This is a genomic window from Streptomyces sp. NPDC001480, from assembly GCF_042894725.1.
In the GTDB taxonomy this organism is placed as follows: Bacteria; Actinomycetota; Actinomycetes; order Streptomycetales; family Streptomycetaceae; genus Streptomyces.
In genome coordinates, this window is sequence record NZ_JBIAVX010000021.1 from 76330 (window position 1) to 93141 (window position 16812).

The following is a 16812-nucleotide window of genomic DNA, read 5'->3' on the forward strand; positions in this document are numbered from 1 at the left end:
CCGCCCCGGTCGCGGTGGCCGCCGCGGCGCCGCCCCTGTCCGGCTGACGGCGCGGCGGGTCGTCCCTCCGGTCCGGTGAGCGGCTGGGAGCATGCTTCCATGGCATCCCCGGCAGGCACGGCCGAGAGTTCGGCGTCGGCGAAGTCGCGAGTCGTACTGGTGACGCTCGCGTCCGGGCAGTTCCTAATGGCGCTCGACAGCTCCGTCATGAACGTCTCCATCGCCACGGTGGCTGAGGACGTGGGCACTACGGTGACGGGCATCCAGGGCGCGGTCACCGCCTACACCCTGGTGATGGCGATGTTCATGATCCCCGGCGGCAAGGTCGGGGCGCTGATCGGACGCAGGCGCGCGTTCATGATCGGCTGCTGCATCTATGGGGCCGGCTCTCTCACCACGGCGCTCGCGCCGAACCTGACCGTGCTGCTGCTGGGCTGGTCGTTACTGGAGGGGGTCGGGGCGTCGCTGATCCTGCCCGCGATCGTCGCACTCGTCGCTGGCAACTTCTCTGTCGAACGCCGCCCCGCCGCCTACGGACTGGTCGTTGCGGCCGGGGCGATCGCCATCGCCGTCGGGCCGCTCATCGGCGGCATCGCGACGACGTACTTCTCCTGGCGGTGGGTCTTCGCCGGGGAGGTCGTGGTGGTGCTCGGCATTCTCGTACTCGCGCGCCGCATCGCGGACGCCCCGCCCGGCGAACGCCGGAGCATCGACTTCGTGGGCGCGGTCCTCTCCGCGCTGGGACTCGGGATCTTCGTCTATGGGGTGCTGCGGTCCGACGAGTGGGGCTGGTTCAAGCCGAAACCCGACACGCCCGCGTGGCTCGGGGTGTCGCTAACGACGTGGCTGATGCTGGCGGGTCTGGCGTTGCTCTGGATCTTCCTGCGCTGGGAAGCCAAGGTCGTCGAGCGGGGCCGGGATCCCCTCGTCGACCCCGGCATGCTGCGCAACCAGCAGCTCACCGGCGGCCTGACGATGTTCTTCTTCCAGTACCTCGTGCAGATGGGCGTGTTCTTCATCGTCCCTCTCTACCTGTCCGTCGCCCTGGGCCTGTCGGCGCTGGAGACTGGTGCCCGTCTCCTGCCGCTCTCGGTGAGCCTGCTGGCGGCAGCCGTCCTGATCCCCCGATTCCTCCCCGACGTCTCACCGCGGCGGGTGGTGCGGCTGGGGATCTTCGCGCTGCTGGCGGGAGCGGTGGTCCTGATGGCCGCGCTCGACCTGGCCGCCGGCGCAGAGGTCGTCACCGTCCCGCTGTTGCTGATCGGGCTCGGCATGGGGGCGCTGGCCTCCCAGCTCGGGTCGGTCACCGTCTCCGCGGTGCCGCAGGCGCAGAGCGCGGAAGTCGGCGGCGTCCAGAACGCCGTCACCAACCTCGGTGCCTCGATCGGTACGGCACTCGCCGGATCGATCATGATCGCCGCACTCACGACGTCCTTCCTGACCACCATCGAGGCGAACCCGGCGGTCCCCGACAGCATCACGAGCCAGGCGACCGTCCAGCTACAGAGCGGCGCACCGTTCCTGTCCGATGCCCAACTGGAGACCGCCCTCGACGAAGCTGGCGTGAACCCGGAGCTGTCCCAGGCGGCGCTGAACGCGAACGCCGAGGCCAGACTCGACGGCCTGCGCGCGGCGCTCGCCATCCTGGCCCTGGCCGCGCTCATCGCCCTGTTCTTCACCCAGCGGATCCCGTCGGTCCAGCCCAGATCGCCGCAGCCGTAGCTGCTGCCCGTGGGTGATCGCCCGCTCGACCCGGCCCCGGCGGGCCCGCCCAGCCACCGGTTCGCAGGGCCTCCTGCGTGTGGGGGAGAGCCAGCAGGCGCGCATGCGGGGGCCGGGCGGGGCGGGGCGCGCAGCACGGCGTCATGGCTGTGCTCTCGCCGACGCCGAGCCGTACGCAGGCGCCCGCGCCCACTGCGCCGCGGCCATGCACCCCCCGTCGAAGTTCACGGCCGCGAATCGGCCGCGCCAGCGGCGCACGGTGTCCACGTGCAGGTGGGTTTCGGCGGCGATCTGGGTGTTGCTGCGGCCTCGTGCTGCCAGGAGCACGATCGTCGCCCGCTGGTGTGCCTGGTGCGGGGTCTCGTGGCCGTAGGCCATCTTCTTGAGCCGGTGGCGCTCGGCAGCGGTCAGTTCCAAGGGCACGGCGGAGCACACGGGCGTGGAAGGAGGGCGGCCCATCTATCCGTGGTGGAGAACGAAGTGGGACGGGGCCGGGCTTCCCGCACGGGCCGTTGGCTCGCCAGGGCCACAGCACTCGTCAGGCGTTGGAGTGAACACCGATGCCGCCGGAGACGGTGAGGTTGTCACCGGTGATGTAGCCGGCGGCGTCCGAGGCGAGGAAGGCCACGGCTTCGGCGATGTCGGCGGGAGCGCCGACGCGGCCGAGCGGGACGTCCCGGGCCCAGGAGTCGATCATTTCCTGGGAGACACCCATCTTGCTGTAGGCAGGGGTGTTGATCATTCCCGGGCTGACCGCGTTGACGCGGATGCGACGGGGGGCGAGTTCGAGCGCGAGGGACCGCATGAGGGGCAGCAGAGCGCCCTTGGCCGCTGTCATCGCGGCCCCGAGCCCTTCGGCGGCGCCCACGGTGAACACGACCGAGGCGCCCTCGTTGAGGAGCGGCAGCGCCTTTTGCAGGGTGAAGAAGTTTCCCTTGACGTTGATGTCGAACAGGGCGTCGAAGGCGTCTTCGTCGGTTGATTCGATCGGGCCGGGGCGGGAGATGCCCGCGTTTAGGAAGAGCAGGTCGAGGGAGCCGAGTTGTCGGCGTGCCTGGTCCATCGCCTGGTCGATGTCCGGCAGGGACCGTACGTCGGCCCGGACGGCCGTGACGTCTTCGGGAAGTCCGGCGTCGGCGACATTGCCGAGGCCAGTGACCATGACGCGGTAGCCGCGGGAGTGGAGTAGTTCGGCGGTCGCCTTGCCGATGCCGCTGGTTCCACCGGTGATCAAAGCTGTGGGTGCAGGCATGATGCGCTCCTTTGCGTACCTCTGGGCGGGGGGGGCGGCTCTGTCCGTGGGGCAGTGGGCGGTGCTGCTGCACCGCCCTGGCAGTGTATGACAATCTGACAGCGACTGCCAAGCGCCATGTGACTGTCGGACTGGCAGTGCTGGGCTAGTCTGGTGACATGAAGCAGGAAGCCAAGTCAGCGACGGCCGCACCGACCACGCTGTGGGACCGGACACGGCAGCTGGCTTCCCAGGAGATCCTCGAGACGGCGCTGCGCCTGTTCACCGAGCAGGGCTACGACGAGACGACCATCGCCCAGATCGCCCGGGAGGCCGGCGTCTCCCAGCGCACCCTCTTCCGCTACTTCGGCACCAAGGAGGACCTTCTCGGCGGCGCCCAGGACCGGTTCGGGCAGGTCCTGATGGACGCGATCAGCGCACAGCCCGCCGATGCCGGTATCTGGGAGGCCCTGCGCGCAGGGGTTGCTGCCGTACTGGCCTTGCACGACAGCCGAGAACACGCCCTGGAACGGTTCCGCCTCCTGCACAACACCGCCTCGCTGCGTGCCGGTTGGCTCGAAAAGCGACTGCGGTTCCAGGAGAACCTGCTGCCGCTCATCGAGACCCGTATGGACGCAGCTACCGGCAACAAGGGTGCGAGGGCCCGCGCGGTGATCGCGACGGCGTTCGCATGCCTGGATGCCGCGTCGATGACGTGGGTCGCCAACGGCGGCAAGGGCGAAATCATGGACCTATATGACGAGTGCCTGGCTGCGGTGCGCAGCTGACCCGCGGTGGCCAACCAGCCCGGAAACCGTGGACGGAAACTGGGCGCATCCGCTGCCACAGACCGGTTCCGCATCCGGATCTCCCAGCTGGGTACAGATGGGCCACGCTGGCGTCATGCGCAACGAGATGGCACGTCCGCTCCGCTACCTGGACTCCACAAGACGAGTGCTCGAGTCAACCCCCGAAGGACTTCCGGAGCCGACCACTTACCGGTAGTTCGTTAAATCCGGTGGTGGTGTGGGTTGACGGCAGGTCGGGTTGGTCGTAGGCCGGTGGTAGGAGTCAACTGCCTTGCTGGAGGCTGAAGATGACCGCTCGCCGTCCGTGTCCGCCTGCGCCGGGGCCGTTGGAGGAGTATGCGGCACGGTTCGACGACCTTTTCTTCAGTCTCGCCCAGCGTCGGGGTTTTCGCGAGTACCTGACCGGGCTGCTGGCGCCGCGGGAGCGGAACAAGACCATCACCTGCCTGGCAGGGGCCGAACCGGTGGCGGGTGCGGGGATGCCGGGGGTGCAGCGGCTGCAGTTCTTCCTGTCCGAGTCGCCCTGGGAGGCCGAGCTGGTCAACCACCGGCGGCTTGAGCTGCTGCGCGAGCAGTCGGCGACGGCTCCGCACGACGGCGGGGTGATCGTGATCGACGATTCCGGGGACCGCAAGGACGGCACGGCGACCGCGCACGTGGGCCGGCAGTGGCTGGGCCGGTTGGGCAAGACGGACAACGGCATCGTCACGGTGACCACGGTGTGGACCGACGGCCGCGTGTACTACCCGCTGCACGCGACTCCCTACACCCCTGCCCACCACTTCGCCCGTGGTCGCTCGGATCCGTCCTTCCGTACGAAACCGCAGCTGGCTGCTGCCCTCGCGGCCCGCGGGAAGGAGGCGGGCTTCGGCTGCCGGGCGGTGGTCGCCGACTGCGCCTACTCCGTGAGCGACGACTGGTATCTCGCACTGCGCGAGGCCGACCTGGCCTACGTGGTCGCGCTCAAGCCGCACCGCGGCACCTGGGCTCGGGCCGACCAGCCGCACACACCCATCGAAGCCGCCCATGCCCTGGCCTGGAAGGATGCCAGGCGTCCCGGCGACTGGACACCCGTGAAGCGTCACTTCCGCGATGGGCACACCGAGACCTGGTGGGCCGCCGATGCCCGCCTGGGCGGCTACGGACCTGACTCATCCTGCCGGCTGGTCGTGGCCACAACCGACCCGGCCGGCCTGCCGGAGAAGGCCACCTGGTACCTGGCCACCAACCTGCCCCACCCCGACGCACCCCACGCCACCACCAGCCCGCACTCGCCGGCCGACCTCGCCGAGATCGTCCGCCTCTACGGACTGCGGCCGTGGATCGAGCAGAGCTACAAACAGATCAAGGACGAACTCGGCTGGGCCGACTTCCAAGTCCGCTCCGACCGCGCCATCCGCCGCCACCAGACCCTGGTCAACTGCGCCTTCTCGTTCTGCTGGGACCAATGGTTCGCCCCACCCGGACCCATCGATGCCACCGCGCCGGACCCCTGCCCCCACGAGGAGCCAGAGAGGGGGCCCAGCCCTACCCCACCAGCCCCAACAGCCCTGCTGGCCCAAGGCCTTACGGGCCATCCGCTCCTGGCTCACCCCCGCCGTCACCCTCACCCGATGGTGGCGAGCCTGGACGGACACGGACCCACCCCCCGAGCTCCAGGCCCTGATCGACGCGGTCACCAACGGACACGGCATTGACCTCTACCGCCGGATTTAACGAACTACCGTTACTGATCTTTTCGTAAGTTCGGTGGGTGTGGTGGGTGGATGGTCAGGCCGGTATGGGCGAGGAATGACCATGGGAGTTGGGGGTTGGTGTTGATGCGGTGGATGCCTTGCCCAGTGGCGTCGGCGACATCGGCGAGGTGATCGCCGGCAAGGTTGGCGAGTTCACGCTTCTTGAGGGAGGACCACAGTAGTTCCACCGGGTTCAGCTCGGGAGCGTAGGCAGGTAATCGCTCCAGAGTGAGCCAGTCCTGTTCGGCGACCCAGGCCCGCATCGCCCGGCTCCAGTGGGCGGACAGTCCGTCCCAGACCAAGACCACTCGCTCGCCGCGGTAGAACACTTTCACCTGTTGCAGGACCTCGATGAGCCCGGCGGTGTCGTAACTGCCGGGCTTGAGGTGGAAGCACAAGCGGGCCCCGCGATCGGGGTCGGTGGAGTGATAACCCAAAGCCCCGACCATCGACGCGCGCTTCCAGTTCAGGCGGTGCCGCAGGAGAGGAGTCCGCCCTCGGGGCGCGTAGGTGCGGCGGATCTGAGGAAGCAGGGACACGCCTGATTCGTCGAGGAAGACGATCCAGGCACGTGTGTTCACGGCCCCTTTTTGATGCGCGGCCACTCATGCGCGACCCAACGGGCGATCTCCGACTCGTCCCGCTCGGCCGCCCGCCGCTCGGGCCGTTGCAAACTCCATCCAAGCCGGTCGGTAAGCAACCGCCACACCGACGCCCTCGACAACGTCACCCCCGTTGTCCGGGTGACAACCGCACCGACTCGTTCCAGGGTCCACAGGTCAGCCTCGAAACCATGAGCCTGGGCCCCCTGCTCCAACGCGGCCCGGACCGTCTCGACCTGGGCGTCGTCCAGCTTGGGTGGGCGTCCAGTGGCCGACCGTCGCCGCAGGGCCGAAGCGGCCGACGCCAGGTTCCCATGGCGCGCCGACTCGTCACGCGCTGAGCGCGGAGGCCCCGCCGACGCGCAACACCCCTGAGGGCCGCCCGATCCCCCGGCCGCTCCACCACACGACACCACGCTCGCCCTCCCCTTTTCCTCTTTCTTCCTGGGTGGGGGCCGTTGTGGGGGTGCAGAGGGGGATTCCCAATGATGGTGTCAAGCCGGGGTGGTGACGCCTTGTGACGGAGTCATGCCACTGCGGCAGCGAGGCGGGACGCGTTGGCTTCAAAGGTTCGGTGGTCGCGGATCAGAGCCCAGAGCACGTTCAGCCGGCGTCGGGCCAGTGCGAGGACGGCTTGCTTGTGGGACTTCCCCTCGGCGCGTTTGCGCTGGTAGAAGGCCTTGGACCGGGGGCAGCGGACAGATGCGACCTGAGCGGAGAGGTAAAACACTCGCAGGAGTCGGCGACTGTAGCGTCTGGGCCTGCGCAGGTTGCCGCTGACCTTGCCCGAGTCCCGGGGGACCGGAGCAAGTCCGGCGACGCCGGCGAGCCGGTCCGGGCTGCCGAAGGCAGCCATATCGCCCCCGGTCGCGGCGATGAACTCGGCACCGAGCATGTCACCGATGCCCGGCATGCTGGTGATCACTTCAGCATCGGGATGCTCGCGGAACCGGCCCTCGATGAAAGCGTTGAGCTCGGAAATCTCTTCATCAAGAGCCATCACTTCCCTGGCCAGGGTGTGGGCCATCCTGGCAGCGGTTTTCTCCCCGGGGACGCTGGTGAACTGGGCCTCCGCGGCAGAAACCGCGGCGTCTGCGGTGCTCTTGGCGATGTTCAGGGTGCGAACGCCGTGGTTCTTGAGCCAGGTCGTCAACCGGGCCCGGCCGGTCCGGCGCAGGGCAGCCGGGGTCTGATACCCACTCAGCAGGATGAGCGCCGCCTTGCAGGCGCTGTAGTCGAAAGCCCTCTCCAGGGCCGGGAAGTACTCGAGAATCTGCGCGCGAAGCCGGTTGATCGCCCGGGTCCGGTCAGCGGACAGATCCATGCGGCGGGAGGTAAGAATCTTCAGATCGACCGCGATCTCGCTGGTCTCCTGAAGCGGCTTGAGATCACGGCGCATGCGGGCCTGGTCAGCGATGACGAAGGCGTCCTTGGCGTCGCTCTTGCCGTCACCCTTGTAAGCGCCGGAGGCGTGATGCACCGTCCGGCCCGGGATGTAGAACAGCCGCTGCCCGTGATTGACCAGCAGCGCGATCCACAACGCGGCGCCGCCGGCGTTCAGGTCTACCGCCCAGGTAACGAGACCGCCGTCGTCCAAATCCAGCACATCACCGAGGAGTTGCAACAGTTCGTCCTCGTTGTTCGGCACCCGGCGCGAAAGCGCCTTCGTGCCATCGGCGTCGATCACCGTGCAGTGGTGCTCAGCCTTGCCCGCATCCGTCCCCACCCACAATTCCGGCACCGGCCCCTCCTTCATCGCTGTTCTGTGCTGTCCCAGCAGACGACCTCGCTGTCACGTCCATACGAGCGATTCGTTTCGCGCATCCCAATCAGCAGCCGAGTCGTCGCGGGCCCCCGGGCGGCCAATCCCCCTGAGCCACAACCACGGCACATGTCAGGCAGCCATACCCAGGAGCCCTGGGGCCACCGATCCTACGAATGACCAATTCAGCCCCACGACAGGAAAGGTATGGATGTCGGCCTACCCGACCACGGCTGAAAGCCGTGGTGACCTGCGGATACATCGTCAGGCGCCCGGTGAGGGCGGACAGTTGTCAGCCGGGTTGTCGGAGGGGATGCCGGTGGGGTTGCGGGCGTGGTCGGGGGCGGGGTTATCGCATCGTCACGCTGGTCGGCCCTTCACGGTCGGGGCTCTGGTCGGGGCCGACTGCTGGCCTGGACGGTACGCGCAGCGGCCGGACAAGATCGACGCCGCACAATCCTCGAAGGGCAGCAGTGGCGATGCGGAACGTGGACACCGGCGGCGCAGACCGGCTGACACTGGCCGAACTGGCGCAATACCGGATGTCCATCACCCCCTCGGCAACGGCCACTGAACAGCCCATCCCGATCAAAGCCACGACACCGCCCTGGTCAGCTCACCTGCCTCCGACATCTACCGCGTCCTGCTCACCGGCGGCACCCACGCCCCGACCCCCGCACACCCACCGCCTGCTCGCCGGCCTCATCCGCTGACGTGCTCGGGAACCAGACGGGACTCAGTGCCGAGCCCTTTGCTGCACACCCGGCCGCACGGAACCTCCACCATTGAGCTTTGTGCGTATTACAGTTTTCTCCGCGTGACTCGTCACTCTGTGTTGCGCAACGGACAGTTGGGGCGGGATTCTCCGCATACCCAAGGTGTGCCCTGGGGGGCTTTGTGCAGGAAATGATCAAGGGTTCAAATGTGGCCTTGTCGGATCTGAGCGACAGCGTCGGTTCAGTGATCGTCAGTCTGGGCTGGGTCAGCCCTAGCGGGGAGGGCGACGCGGATGTGTCGGTCCTGCTGCTGGACGCGAGCGGCAAGGTGCGCAGCGACAGCGACTTCTACTTCTACAACCATCCGGTAGCCGCCGATGGAAGCGTGCAGCTGCTGGGCAAGGTGCCGACGGCGGACGGTAGTGAGGACCGGATCAGCTTCGATCTCACCGCGGTACCGTCGGAGATCGACCGGATCGTCATCGCTGCCAGTAGGTACGACGGAGCCCGTTTCGGTGAGCTGGAGGATGTGAGGATCACGCTGGCCGATGCAGCCGGTGAGAGCCTCCTGCGGTTCGCCGTCGATGATGCCGACTGCGTGGCGGCGGTCATCTTCGGTGAGCTGTACAGGCGGGGGGAAGAATGGAAGTTCCGTGCCGTCGGGCAGGGCTACGAAACCGGTCTTGCCGGGCTGGCGGCGGACTTCGGGGTCGATGTCGAGGACGACGCGCCCTCGGAGGCAGAAGAGACACTCGACGGCGCAGAAGGCGACGCGCAGACGGATGCGCCGGGTCCGGCGCCGATCGAGGAGCCGGCCCGGCAGGCGACGCTGGAGGCCATTCCTGCTCCTCGTCGGCCTGAGGGTGAGATCGCGGAGCCGAAGGAACCGGCCGTTCGCCCTCGCACCGCGAAGAAGAAGGTCACTCTTCCCAAGACGGTCAAGAAGACGCTGGCGGAGAACGATGCCTGGAAGCAGGCCAGGCTTTTCCCGGTCTCGGTACTCAAGAGCGACCGGGACCGTGAGATGCGTGCCACCTCGGTGCTGCTTGCGGTGATGGCGCAGGTTCCGGAGTTCAGCAGGAGGCTCACCGCCGGGTTCGGGGCTCCGGCGGGTCGCATGGAGACGTTCACGGAGGTCTCTCTGCCGCATGGTGACAGTCCGCGGCGTCCGGACGGGGTGATCCGCGTGGAGCGGGCCGGCAAGTTGTGGACCGCGCTGGTCGAGACGAAGACCAACGGCAATGCGCTCAAAGCCGAGCAGGTGCAGGCGTACATGGACATTGCCGCGCGTCGCGGTTACGAGGCCGTGATCACGCTGACGAACGATGTTGCGCTGGAGGGCACTCCGCTCGTCGACGTCAAGATCGACAAGCGGCGCAAGCACAAGGTGGCCCTCTGGCACCTGTCCTGGGCCGAAGTCGCTTACCAGGCGCAGATGCTGATCAGGCACGAGGGGGTGGGTAACGCGGCACACGCCTGGCTTCTGCAGGAACTGCTGCACTACCTGCAGCACGAGAACTCCGGCTGCCACGGCTTTCAGAACATGGGCCCGGCCTGGGTCCCCGTGCGTAACGGGATCGACGACGAAACTCTCTGCCAGGGCGATGCACGAGCCCTGGAGGTGGTGGAGAGCTGGGAGCGGCTCATCCGCCAGGTCTGCCTCAGGTTGGGCGGTGAACTCGGGCAGAAGGTACTGCCCGTTCAGCGCGCCAAGCGCGGAACGGATCCCAAGGAACGCCGGAACCGCCTCGCAGACCAGCTCTGCCTCGACGGGCGGCTTCAGGCGGAGCTGCGCATCGACGGCACCCCCGGCGTCCTGGCCGTCAGCGCCGACCTGCGCACCGGCAAACTGCGCACCTCCATCGAAATTCCAGCCCCCGAGCAGGGCTACCCCCTGAGCTGGGCCAAGCGGCTCGTCCGGCGCCTGGCCGAGGCCCCGGCGGACCTGCATGTCGAAACTCTCGTCGACAGCGAAACCGGAGGACCACGCGGGACGCTGGAGCGGCTCCGCCCCGAACCGGCGGACCTGCTCCCCAAGGACAACGGCACCAAGATCACCGGTTTCCGCCTGTCCCTGCTCAAGAGCATGGGAAGCGGACGCGGCAACGCCGAGTCAGGCTTCATCCGGAGCGTCGACGACGCCGTGCACCGCTTCTACACCACCGTCGTGGTCCACCTGGATGCTCCGACCGCACGCCGAGCACCATCCAAGGAGCGCGCGGCAGCGGGATGACGCCTGGACATAGGCGGCAGCAACGCCGTCCTTGTCCGACGCGGGACCGTCCTCTTGCACAGGCCCGCACTCGGTCTGAGTTCCGCAAGGGGACGCTCGCGCAGCCCGGCGCCATGCAGGAAAGGGCACCTGATCTGGTCAATCTGTACAAGACGGCGGGTACCAGCGTGCGCAGGCACGGGCTGGAAGACGTGCAGGCTGCGGTGTATCTCGTACTGGACCGCTCCGGATCGATGCGGCCCTACTACCGCGACGGCACCATGCAGCACCTGGCCGAGCAGGTTCTGGCGCTGTCCGCTCACCTCGATGACGACGGCACCGTTCCGGTGGTGTTCTTCTTCACCGACGTCGACGGATCCACAGACCTGACGCTCGGCAAACACCGCGGCCGGATCAACAAACTGCACGAAAACCTTGGTCACATGGGGCGCACCAACTACCACTGGGCCATGGACGAGGTCATCGACCACTACATGGAATCCGGCAGCCGCTGCCCCGCCCTGGTCATCTTCCAGACCGATGGCGGCCCCACCAGCAGATCAGCTGCCGAACGCTACCTGTGCAAGGCCGCTCGCCTTCCCCTGTTCTGGCAGTTCATCGGCTTCGGCGACCCCGACGACAACGAATTCGCATCCCTGTGCAAGCTGGACACCCTCGCCGTCCCGGCCCGCCGCATCGTCGACAACGCAGGCTTCTTCCACGCCGGCCGCACCCCGCAAGCCATCCCCGACCACCAACTCTTCGAACAGCTACTGCACGAATTCCCTGACTGGCTGAACGACGCCCGCACCGCCGACATCCTGCAGTGAAACGTCCATGGCCATCCCCAGCACCGGCACACCGACGGGCCACCGTGCCCCACCGGTGCGCCCAGCAAGGGGGCAGCAGCCGGAGAGGCGCCGGCATCTGCAGGTGCCCTGTACGGCCGGCCCCATCCACTACTCCAACCACAAGGCGCTAGGTGTGCTGACCGGACAGGTTGGTGACGCGGCTGGCTGGGGTTTGGCCGCTGATGCCGGTGTGGGGTCGGTGGTAGTTGTACCAGTCCAGCCAGTCGGGGAACGCGGCCTGTCGTTGGGCATCTGAGGTGTAAGGCCGTTGGTAGGCCCACACGCATCCGCGCCCTGCACGCAGCCGCCTCGGAACCGGCACTGTCCGGCTTCCTGCGCCGCGTCCCCGTCCTGGCAGTGCCCCTGGTCGACCTGCTCCAGGGCGGCCCCTCCGCACCCGTGTGGCGCCCGGTCCACGACCCCGACCGGCGTGTCCCCTGGAGCCAGACCCAGCACCCGTAGTGCGCAATCGCTGCGCCCCAACCACCGCGCAGCGATTGCGTACCACCAAACCGACCGTAGGGCGATGCGCACCACCCGACCACTCAGACCGACCATGAGCCCCGCCACCTCGACCACAGACCCAACCACGGCAGGTCACAGCGTTGTGCAGCCACTGCGCACTCGCGTCAACGATTGCGAGCAGGGTGTACGGCTCCCCGCTCAGCCGAACGGCCGGGCCGGGTGCAGTCGGGATCGAGACAGTCAGCACGTCACGCTGCGAGTGGCCGAAGATCCCGCAGAGTGCCGGACACGGTACGCACGCCTTCAGCGGTTCCCGCTACGCCGGGACGGAAGGACGTCCGCCGGTGCCCCACCGTCGAGCCGGGCGCGGACCAGCACACCTGCGCCTGCCCCAGGTGTTACGCCCCACATAGATCACGTGCAGCGGAAGGCCCCGTCCATCCGCCGCGGGGGGGCGGACGAGCGGGGCCGGGCGTGGGGCCTACCAGTGAAGGGTCTGGGCCTGAGCAGTGACGCGCACGGTTGCCTCCTCCACCGCCGGTGTCCCAGCGGCATGCCAGCGGCCGAGGTGCTCCTCAACGGCATCCCAGAGAGGTTCAGGACCGCCCTGCCGGACAATCCAGCGGCTGTCCTCCTGCTGCAACACGGCCCATGAGCCGGTCTCGACGTCGACCAGGACGTCCTCGTCCTGCTGGCCTTGTTGCAGTTTCAGGTGCTGCGCGGTCGGCACGGCGAACTGTGCGACGAACCGGGTCGTCCAGTCCGTCAGGGCATCGGCGCCGACGATGGCCTCGCGCTCTTTGCCCGCGCTGATGTCGGGAAGCAGGCCGAGCGGGGGCGGCAGATGTGGGCGGGCGAGCATGAAACTGACGTGCCCGCCCAGCACCGGCCCGAACGCCGTGCCGTCCTCGTGGACGGTCAAACGAACCAGCTCGGAGGCGTTGAGCCAGCCGCCGATGGTGGTCAGGATCTGCCCTCCGGGCCGGGTCTGTTCGATCCAGGCCGCGGGCACCGTGCGTACTGCGCAGGTGGCAATGATCCGGTCGTACGGTGCGCCTTCGTCATCGCCGAGGAGGCCGTCCCCCGTCAGGAGGGTAGGCAACGTGCCGATCCGGCCGAGGGCTTCCCGCGCGTGCTGGGCCACGTCCTGGTCGTATTCGATGGACGTGACGTTCCCGCCGCTCATGCGTGCGCAGAGCACTGCGGTCGAGTAGCCGGTGCCGGTGCCGATCTCCAGCACCTTCATGTCCGGCTTCACCTGCAGGTCCTCGAGCATACGCAGCACGAGCGAGGGGAGTGTGCTCGAACTGGTCGGCTCCCGCATGATCTCGCCGCGGATGTCTGTCGGCTTGATCGTTCCGGCGATCTGCGTCACAAGGGATTCGTCGGCGTAGCAGGCGGACAGCCAGCCGTCCCCGTCCTCGAGGACGGGGGCCCAGGCGGTGGGTGATGAGCCGGGAACCACGCGGAAGAATCCGCTGCGGAGGAACTCGTGCCGGGGCACGGCCGCGGCGGCATGCTTCCACGGTTCTGTGCGCAGGGAGCCGCTGGCCGTCATGCTGTCGATGAGCTGCCGGAGGTGCTGTTCGTGGTCGCTCACGGCTTCCTTTCCAGTAGGTCGGCCAGGGCTGCGCACATCGGCAGACCGGTCTCTGGCTCCAGCCAGTACCACTGACCGGACGGGTTGCATTCCAGGAACCACCATCGCCCTTCGGTATCGAGCGCGAAGTCGAAAGCGCCGAAGAGGAGCCCGAAGTGGTCCATGTATGCGTGGAGGGCCAGCTCGATCTCCGCCGGCGCTGGCACGGGGGTGTAGTGCAGGCGGCTGTAGTCGGTCCGCCAGTCCAGGAGGTCGGAGTCGATGCGGACGCAGAACGTGCTGGGTCCGATGAGGGTTACGCGGATGTCTGCCGTCTTCGGCACGAGCTTCTGGAATAAGTGGGCGGTGCCGGCGACGCGGTCGTCGATGTCCTCGGTGGCCACCTCGGCGATCTTGACGACGGAGGAAACGTCGTCGACCTGATACACGGGGTTGTGGAGGGGCTTGTAGATCACGGGGCCATTGCGCTTGATGAAGGCCTTGGCGGCGTCGGGGCTGGACGTGATGAGTGTGGCCGGTACCCGAAGGCCCGCATGCGCCGCAGCGGCGAGCCCGGAGGGCTTGAATTCGGCGTCACCGATGTAGTGCGGGTGGTTCACATACCGGCAGTCGGGAAGGGACGCGATCACGCCTCCAAGGCCGTAGCGGACCTGGGTGATGGCGAACCGTGCGTCCTGCTCGTCGAGATGGGGGAAGGCGAAGCCGGTCGGGCGGCGGTAGTAGAGCGCGCGCACGTTGGCCAGGTCGGCAGTGCGGGACGGGGTGCTGAGGCGCCCCTGGATGCCATCCTGAGTGATTTCTGCCTCCACCGACAGTGATGCGGGGAAGTCCCCCGAGTCGAACCGCACGACCGGAATGCCCCGGTCGTGCAGCTCGCTGATCACCACATCGGCGGTGGGGTCGTACAGGCTGGTGACGACCAACACCGGACGCGGATCACTCACTGGTCGCTGTCGCTCCCGGTGTCGCTGTCCTGGGTGCTGCCGTTGCCGTCGGGGCTGGTGCCCGTCGACGGGCGGGTGCCGGTGCTGGTGCCGTGGCCGGGCATCTCCATCACCTGGCCGGAGCTGTCGAAGAACACGGCCGTCTGGGTGTCCGCGTTCAGCTCGACCCGGGCGTAGCCAGGGGCCATCGTCGGGTACGGCGCCATGCGGCTGATGCCCCACGGGACCGGGGTCGTGGTGCCCTGCGGGACCGCCGTGCTCGTGGGCAGACGGTCGGAGTGGACGAACATCCAAATGCTCCTCTGAGTCGCAGTTGCAAGGTGGTTGGGCGGGCCCGCTGCAGAGGTGGAGCCGGGGAGGCTTCGCGGGCCCGCCCGACGCCGGCCGCCTGTCCTTCAGGCTTGTGGCCGACCGGCGTGTCTTGCTCCCGGCGCGGGGTGGTGTCCGAGCCGTGGGGAATGCTTGGGATAGTCCGCCCCGCGCCGGGAGTCTTGCCCTGTCCGGTGGCCTGGGACCTTTGTCGACCCGGGCCACCAATCAGGCGGAGGTCCTCCACACAGTCGGGACGGGATCCGCCCCGACTGCAGGAATCTGGCCGTGCGCGTCGACGCCTGGAGGTGTTCCCGTCGACGAGCAGTCTCAAGCGGTGATGCGGAGCCGGGCCGCGAACCTGGCATGCGGAGTCGGCTCGGGCCGGAACTGCGTTAGCACGTCGCGGAGAGGCCTCGTGGGGACGAGCCGGTCGCTTGCCGACGGCCGCAACCAGTACGGGCCGGGCGGAACTCTGCGGTTCAGGGACGGCAGAGTCATCGTGTGCGGAGCTCCCAGGCACACGGCGTGGGCGTGCGGCTCCCACTGGAGGCAGGATCCGGGCGGGACCAGCCAGTAGAACCATCCGTTGTCGGGGTCTTCGATGATGGGCCCGCAGCCGCCCTGGACCTGGTCCATGAGGGCCACGGCTGAACGTGCTTGAAGACCTGCGCTGGTGACAACGACATCGAAGAGGTTTCCCCCGAGGCGCATCCGGGTGTCACGGCTGGCTTCGACCGCCATGAGGGTGCGGATCATCGCGGCGAGATCTGCCATGTCGGCGGCCGGCGCGTGGGCCGGGCCGGCGGACTCGATCATATGTTGCATCACGTCGGCGCCGGTCGGCACGGTCGCGGCGCTCACAGGTCCACCTGTCCCGGATACATGGTGGCACGCACGGTCTTGCCTTTGCCCTTAGGGCTGGCGAAGCAGGTGAGGGTCACGCCCTGGCGTGTGATCTCCCGCAGGCCGCGTCCAAGTTCGCCGGCGATGGCCTTGTCGAAGTCGGGGAACGTGGGGTTCGGGTCCGTGACGTCGATGAGTAGCTCGTGGGCCTCAGTGATGCTGAGGCAAGCGCCGAGGTGCTGTCCGGCCTTCCCGGGGGTGAGGGCATGCTGTACGGCGTTGTCGGTGAGGACGTGCAGGACGTCGATCGCAAGGTGGTGATTGCCAGGCCAGTTCAGCACGGTGAGCAGTGTGCGAGCCTGGACGCGGGCTAACCCCGGGGCGCTGGGATCGGCTGGGAGATGCACGGGGATCTGGCTCAGGACCGGAGCGGTCACCGCGGCGGGTTCCATGTCGGGGGGTCCTTCGGTCGGGGAGAGGGTGCACCAGGTCGTTGTGCCGTCGTCGCTGACGCCCCAGGCGTCGGCCAGGGATTGGACTAGGAGGAGGCCGCGGCCGCTCTCCTCGGCGGGGCCGGCGCAGCGGCGGACGGGGCGATGGGGGGAGCCGTCGTTCACCTCGATCACGAGGTGGTCGCCCTGGAGGTAGACGCGGACGCCGACGTCAACGCCGCTGGCGTGGCGGAGGGCGTTGGTCGCCAACTCGGTGAGCAGCAGCTCCGCTGTCTCTGCAAAGTCGGGGCGGCCCCAGTGGGTGAGGCCAGCGCGGACGATGCGGCGAAGCCGCCGCGGCCATGCACTGTCTACCTCGGACAGGCCGCCGTTGTCCGGGTCAGGGTGGCGCTCGATGGACATCTCGAGGGCTAATCCTGCGCGTCCGCAGCCTCTTGGTTCATCGGCGGCGCCGGGGGCGCATCGACGGGTGCGCTCCTGGTCCGCGAGGGGGGTCGTCATGGTCGGCTCCATGTCGAAAAGGCCAGTGACGACATAGTGGGCCCATAACTAGGC

Annotated in this window: 15 protein-coding genes and 1 pseudogene; 5 read left to right on the top strand and 11 right to left on the bottom strand. The window is 68.1% G+C overall.

What is annotated here, in order from left to right; all coding sequences use genetic code 11:
- The first annotated feature begins 99 nt into the window (after window positions 1–99).
- Window positions 100–1722, top strand: coding sequence for an MFS transporter (locus ACFY01_RS38880; protein ID WP_390740503.1), 1623 nt, complete (start codon window positions 100–102; stop codon window positions 1720–1722).
- A gap of 141 nt (window positions 1723–1863) precedes the next feature.
- On the opposite strand, the gene ACFY01_RS38885 is transcribed toward ACFY01_RS38880, so the two are convergent.
- Window positions 1864–2181 carry a helix-turn-helix domain-containing protein gene (locus ACFY01_RS38885; RefSeq protein WP_390740504.1) on the bottom strand — a complete coding sequence of 106 codons (318 nt, stop codon included), beginning with the start codon at window positions 2179–2181 and terminating at the stop codon, window positions 1864–1866.
- Between the two features lie 79 nt (window positions 2182–2260).
- The gene (locus ACFY01_RS38890) at window positions 2261–2974 is read right to left on the bottom strand and encodes an SDR family NAD(P)-dependent oxidoreductase (protein WP_390740505.1); all 714 of its coding nucleotides are present in this window, start codon (window positions 2972–2974) and stop codon (window positions 2261–2263) included.
- Window positions 2975–3132: 158 nt separating this feature from the next.
- Here ACFY01_RS38890 and ACFY01_RS38895 point away from each other — a divergent pair, with 158 nt between their 5' ends.
- Window positions 3133–3741 carry a TetR/AcrR family transcriptional regulator gene (locus ACFY01_RS38895; protein ID WP_390740506.1) on the top strand — a complete coding sequence of 203 codons (609 nt, stop codon included), beginning with the start codon at window positions 3133–3135 and terminating at the stop codon, window positions 3739–3741.
- Window positions 3742–4049: 308 nt separating this feature from the next.
- Window positions 4050–5459, top strand: coding sequence for an IS701 family transposase (locus ACFY01_RS38900; protein ID WP_390740507.1), 1410 nt, complete (start codon window positions 4050–4052; stop codon window positions 5457–5459).
- A 29-nt stretch (window positions 5460–5488) separates the two neighbouring features.
- Here the strand turns inward: ACFY01_RS38900 and ACFY01_RS38905 are convergent, their stop codons facing one another.
- From ACFY01_RS38905 to ACFY01_RS38915, 3 genes are all read right to left on the bottom strand, one after another.
- Window positions 5489–6079 carry an IS630 family transposase gene (locus ACFY01_RS38905; RefSeq protein WP_390740508.1) on the bottom strand — a complete coding sequence of 197 codons (591 nt, stop codon included), beginning with the start codon at window positions 6077–6079 and terminating at the stop codon, window positions 5489–5491.
- A complete protein-coding gene (locus ACFY01_RS38910) occupies window positions 6076–6516 on the bottom strand; it encodes a winged helix-turn-helix domain-containing protein (RefSeq protein WP_390740509.1) in 441 nt (146 codons plus the stop codon). The genes ACFY01_RS38905 and ACFY01_RS38910 overlap by 4 nt, the downstream gene beginning before the upstream one ends.
- A gap of 110 nt (window positions 6517–6626) precedes the next feature.
- Complete coding sequence (locus tag ACFY01_RS38915; RefSeq protein ID WP_390740510.1) at window positions 6627–7856, bottom strand: IS110 family transposase; 1230 nt, start codon at window positions 7854–7856, stop codon at window positions 6627–6629.
- Between the two features lie 912 nt (window positions 7857–8768).
- Here ACFY01_RS38915 and ACFY01_RS38920 point away from each other — a divergent pair.
- Together ACFY01_RS38920 and ACFY01_RS38925 are read left to right on the top strand one after the other, a co-directional pair.
- Window positions 8769–10811, top strand: a complete 2043-nt coding sequence (locus ACFY01_RS38920) for a TerD family protein (protein ID WP_390740547.1) — start codon at window positions 8769–8771, stop codon at window positions 10809–10811.
- 113 nt (window positions 10812–10924) lie between these two features.
- A complete protein-coding gene (locus ACFY01_RS38925; RefSeq protein WP_390740511.1) occupies window positions 10925–11620 on the top strand; it encodes a VWA domain-containing protein in 696 nt (231 codons plus the stop codon).
- A gap of 148 nt (window positions 11621–11768) precedes the next feature.
- Here the strand turns inward: ACFY01_RS38925 and ACFY01_RS38930 are convergent.
- From ACFY01_RS38930 to ACFY01_RS38955, 6 genes and pseudogenes are all read right to left on the bottom strand, one after another.
- Window positions 11769–11921, bottom strand: a pseudogene (locus ACFY01_RS38930) (integrase core domain-containing protein); the annotation flags it as partial.
- 666 nt (window positions 11922–12587) lie between these two features.
- Complete coding sequence (gene tgmC / locus ACFY01_RS38935) at window positions 12588–13706, bottom strand: ATP-grasp peptide maturase system methyltransferase (protein WP_390740512.1); 1119 nt, start codon at window positions 13704–13706, stop codon at window positions 12588–12590.
- On the bottom strand, window positions 13703–14650 hold the full coding sequence (gene tgmB, locus ACFY01_RS38940; RefSeq protein ID WP_390740513.1) for an ATP-grasp ribosomal peptide maturase: 948 nt from the start codon (window positions 14648–14650) through the stop codon (window positions 13703–13705). Before tgmB ends, tgmC begins: the two co-directional genes overlap by 4 nt.
- Window positions 14647–14940: a putative ATP-grasp-modified RiPP gene (gene tgmA, locus ACFY01_RS38945; RefSeq protein WP_390740514.1), complete on the bottom strand. Its 294-nt coding sequence runs from the start codon at window positions 14938–14940 to the stop codon at window positions 14647–14649. Before tgmA ends, tgmB begins: the two co-directional genes overlap by 4 nt.
- A gap of 349 nt (window positions 14941–15289) precedes the next feature.
- Window positions 15290–15823 carry a hypothetical protein gene (locus tag ACFY01_RS38950; RefSeq protein WP_390740515.1) on the bottom strand — a complete coding sequence of 178 codons (534 nt, stop codon included), beginning with the start codon at window positions 15821–15823 and terminating at the stop codon, window positions 15290–15292.
- Window positions 15820–16758, bottom strand: a complete 939-nt coding sequence (locus ACFY01_RS38955; protein ID WP_390740516.1) for an ATP-binding protein — start codon at window positions 16756–16758, stop codon at window positions 15820–15822. The genes ACFY01_RS38950 and ACFY01_RS38955 overlap by 4 nt, the downstream gene beginning before the upstream one ends.
- Window positions 16759–16812 lie beyond the last annotated feature (54 nt).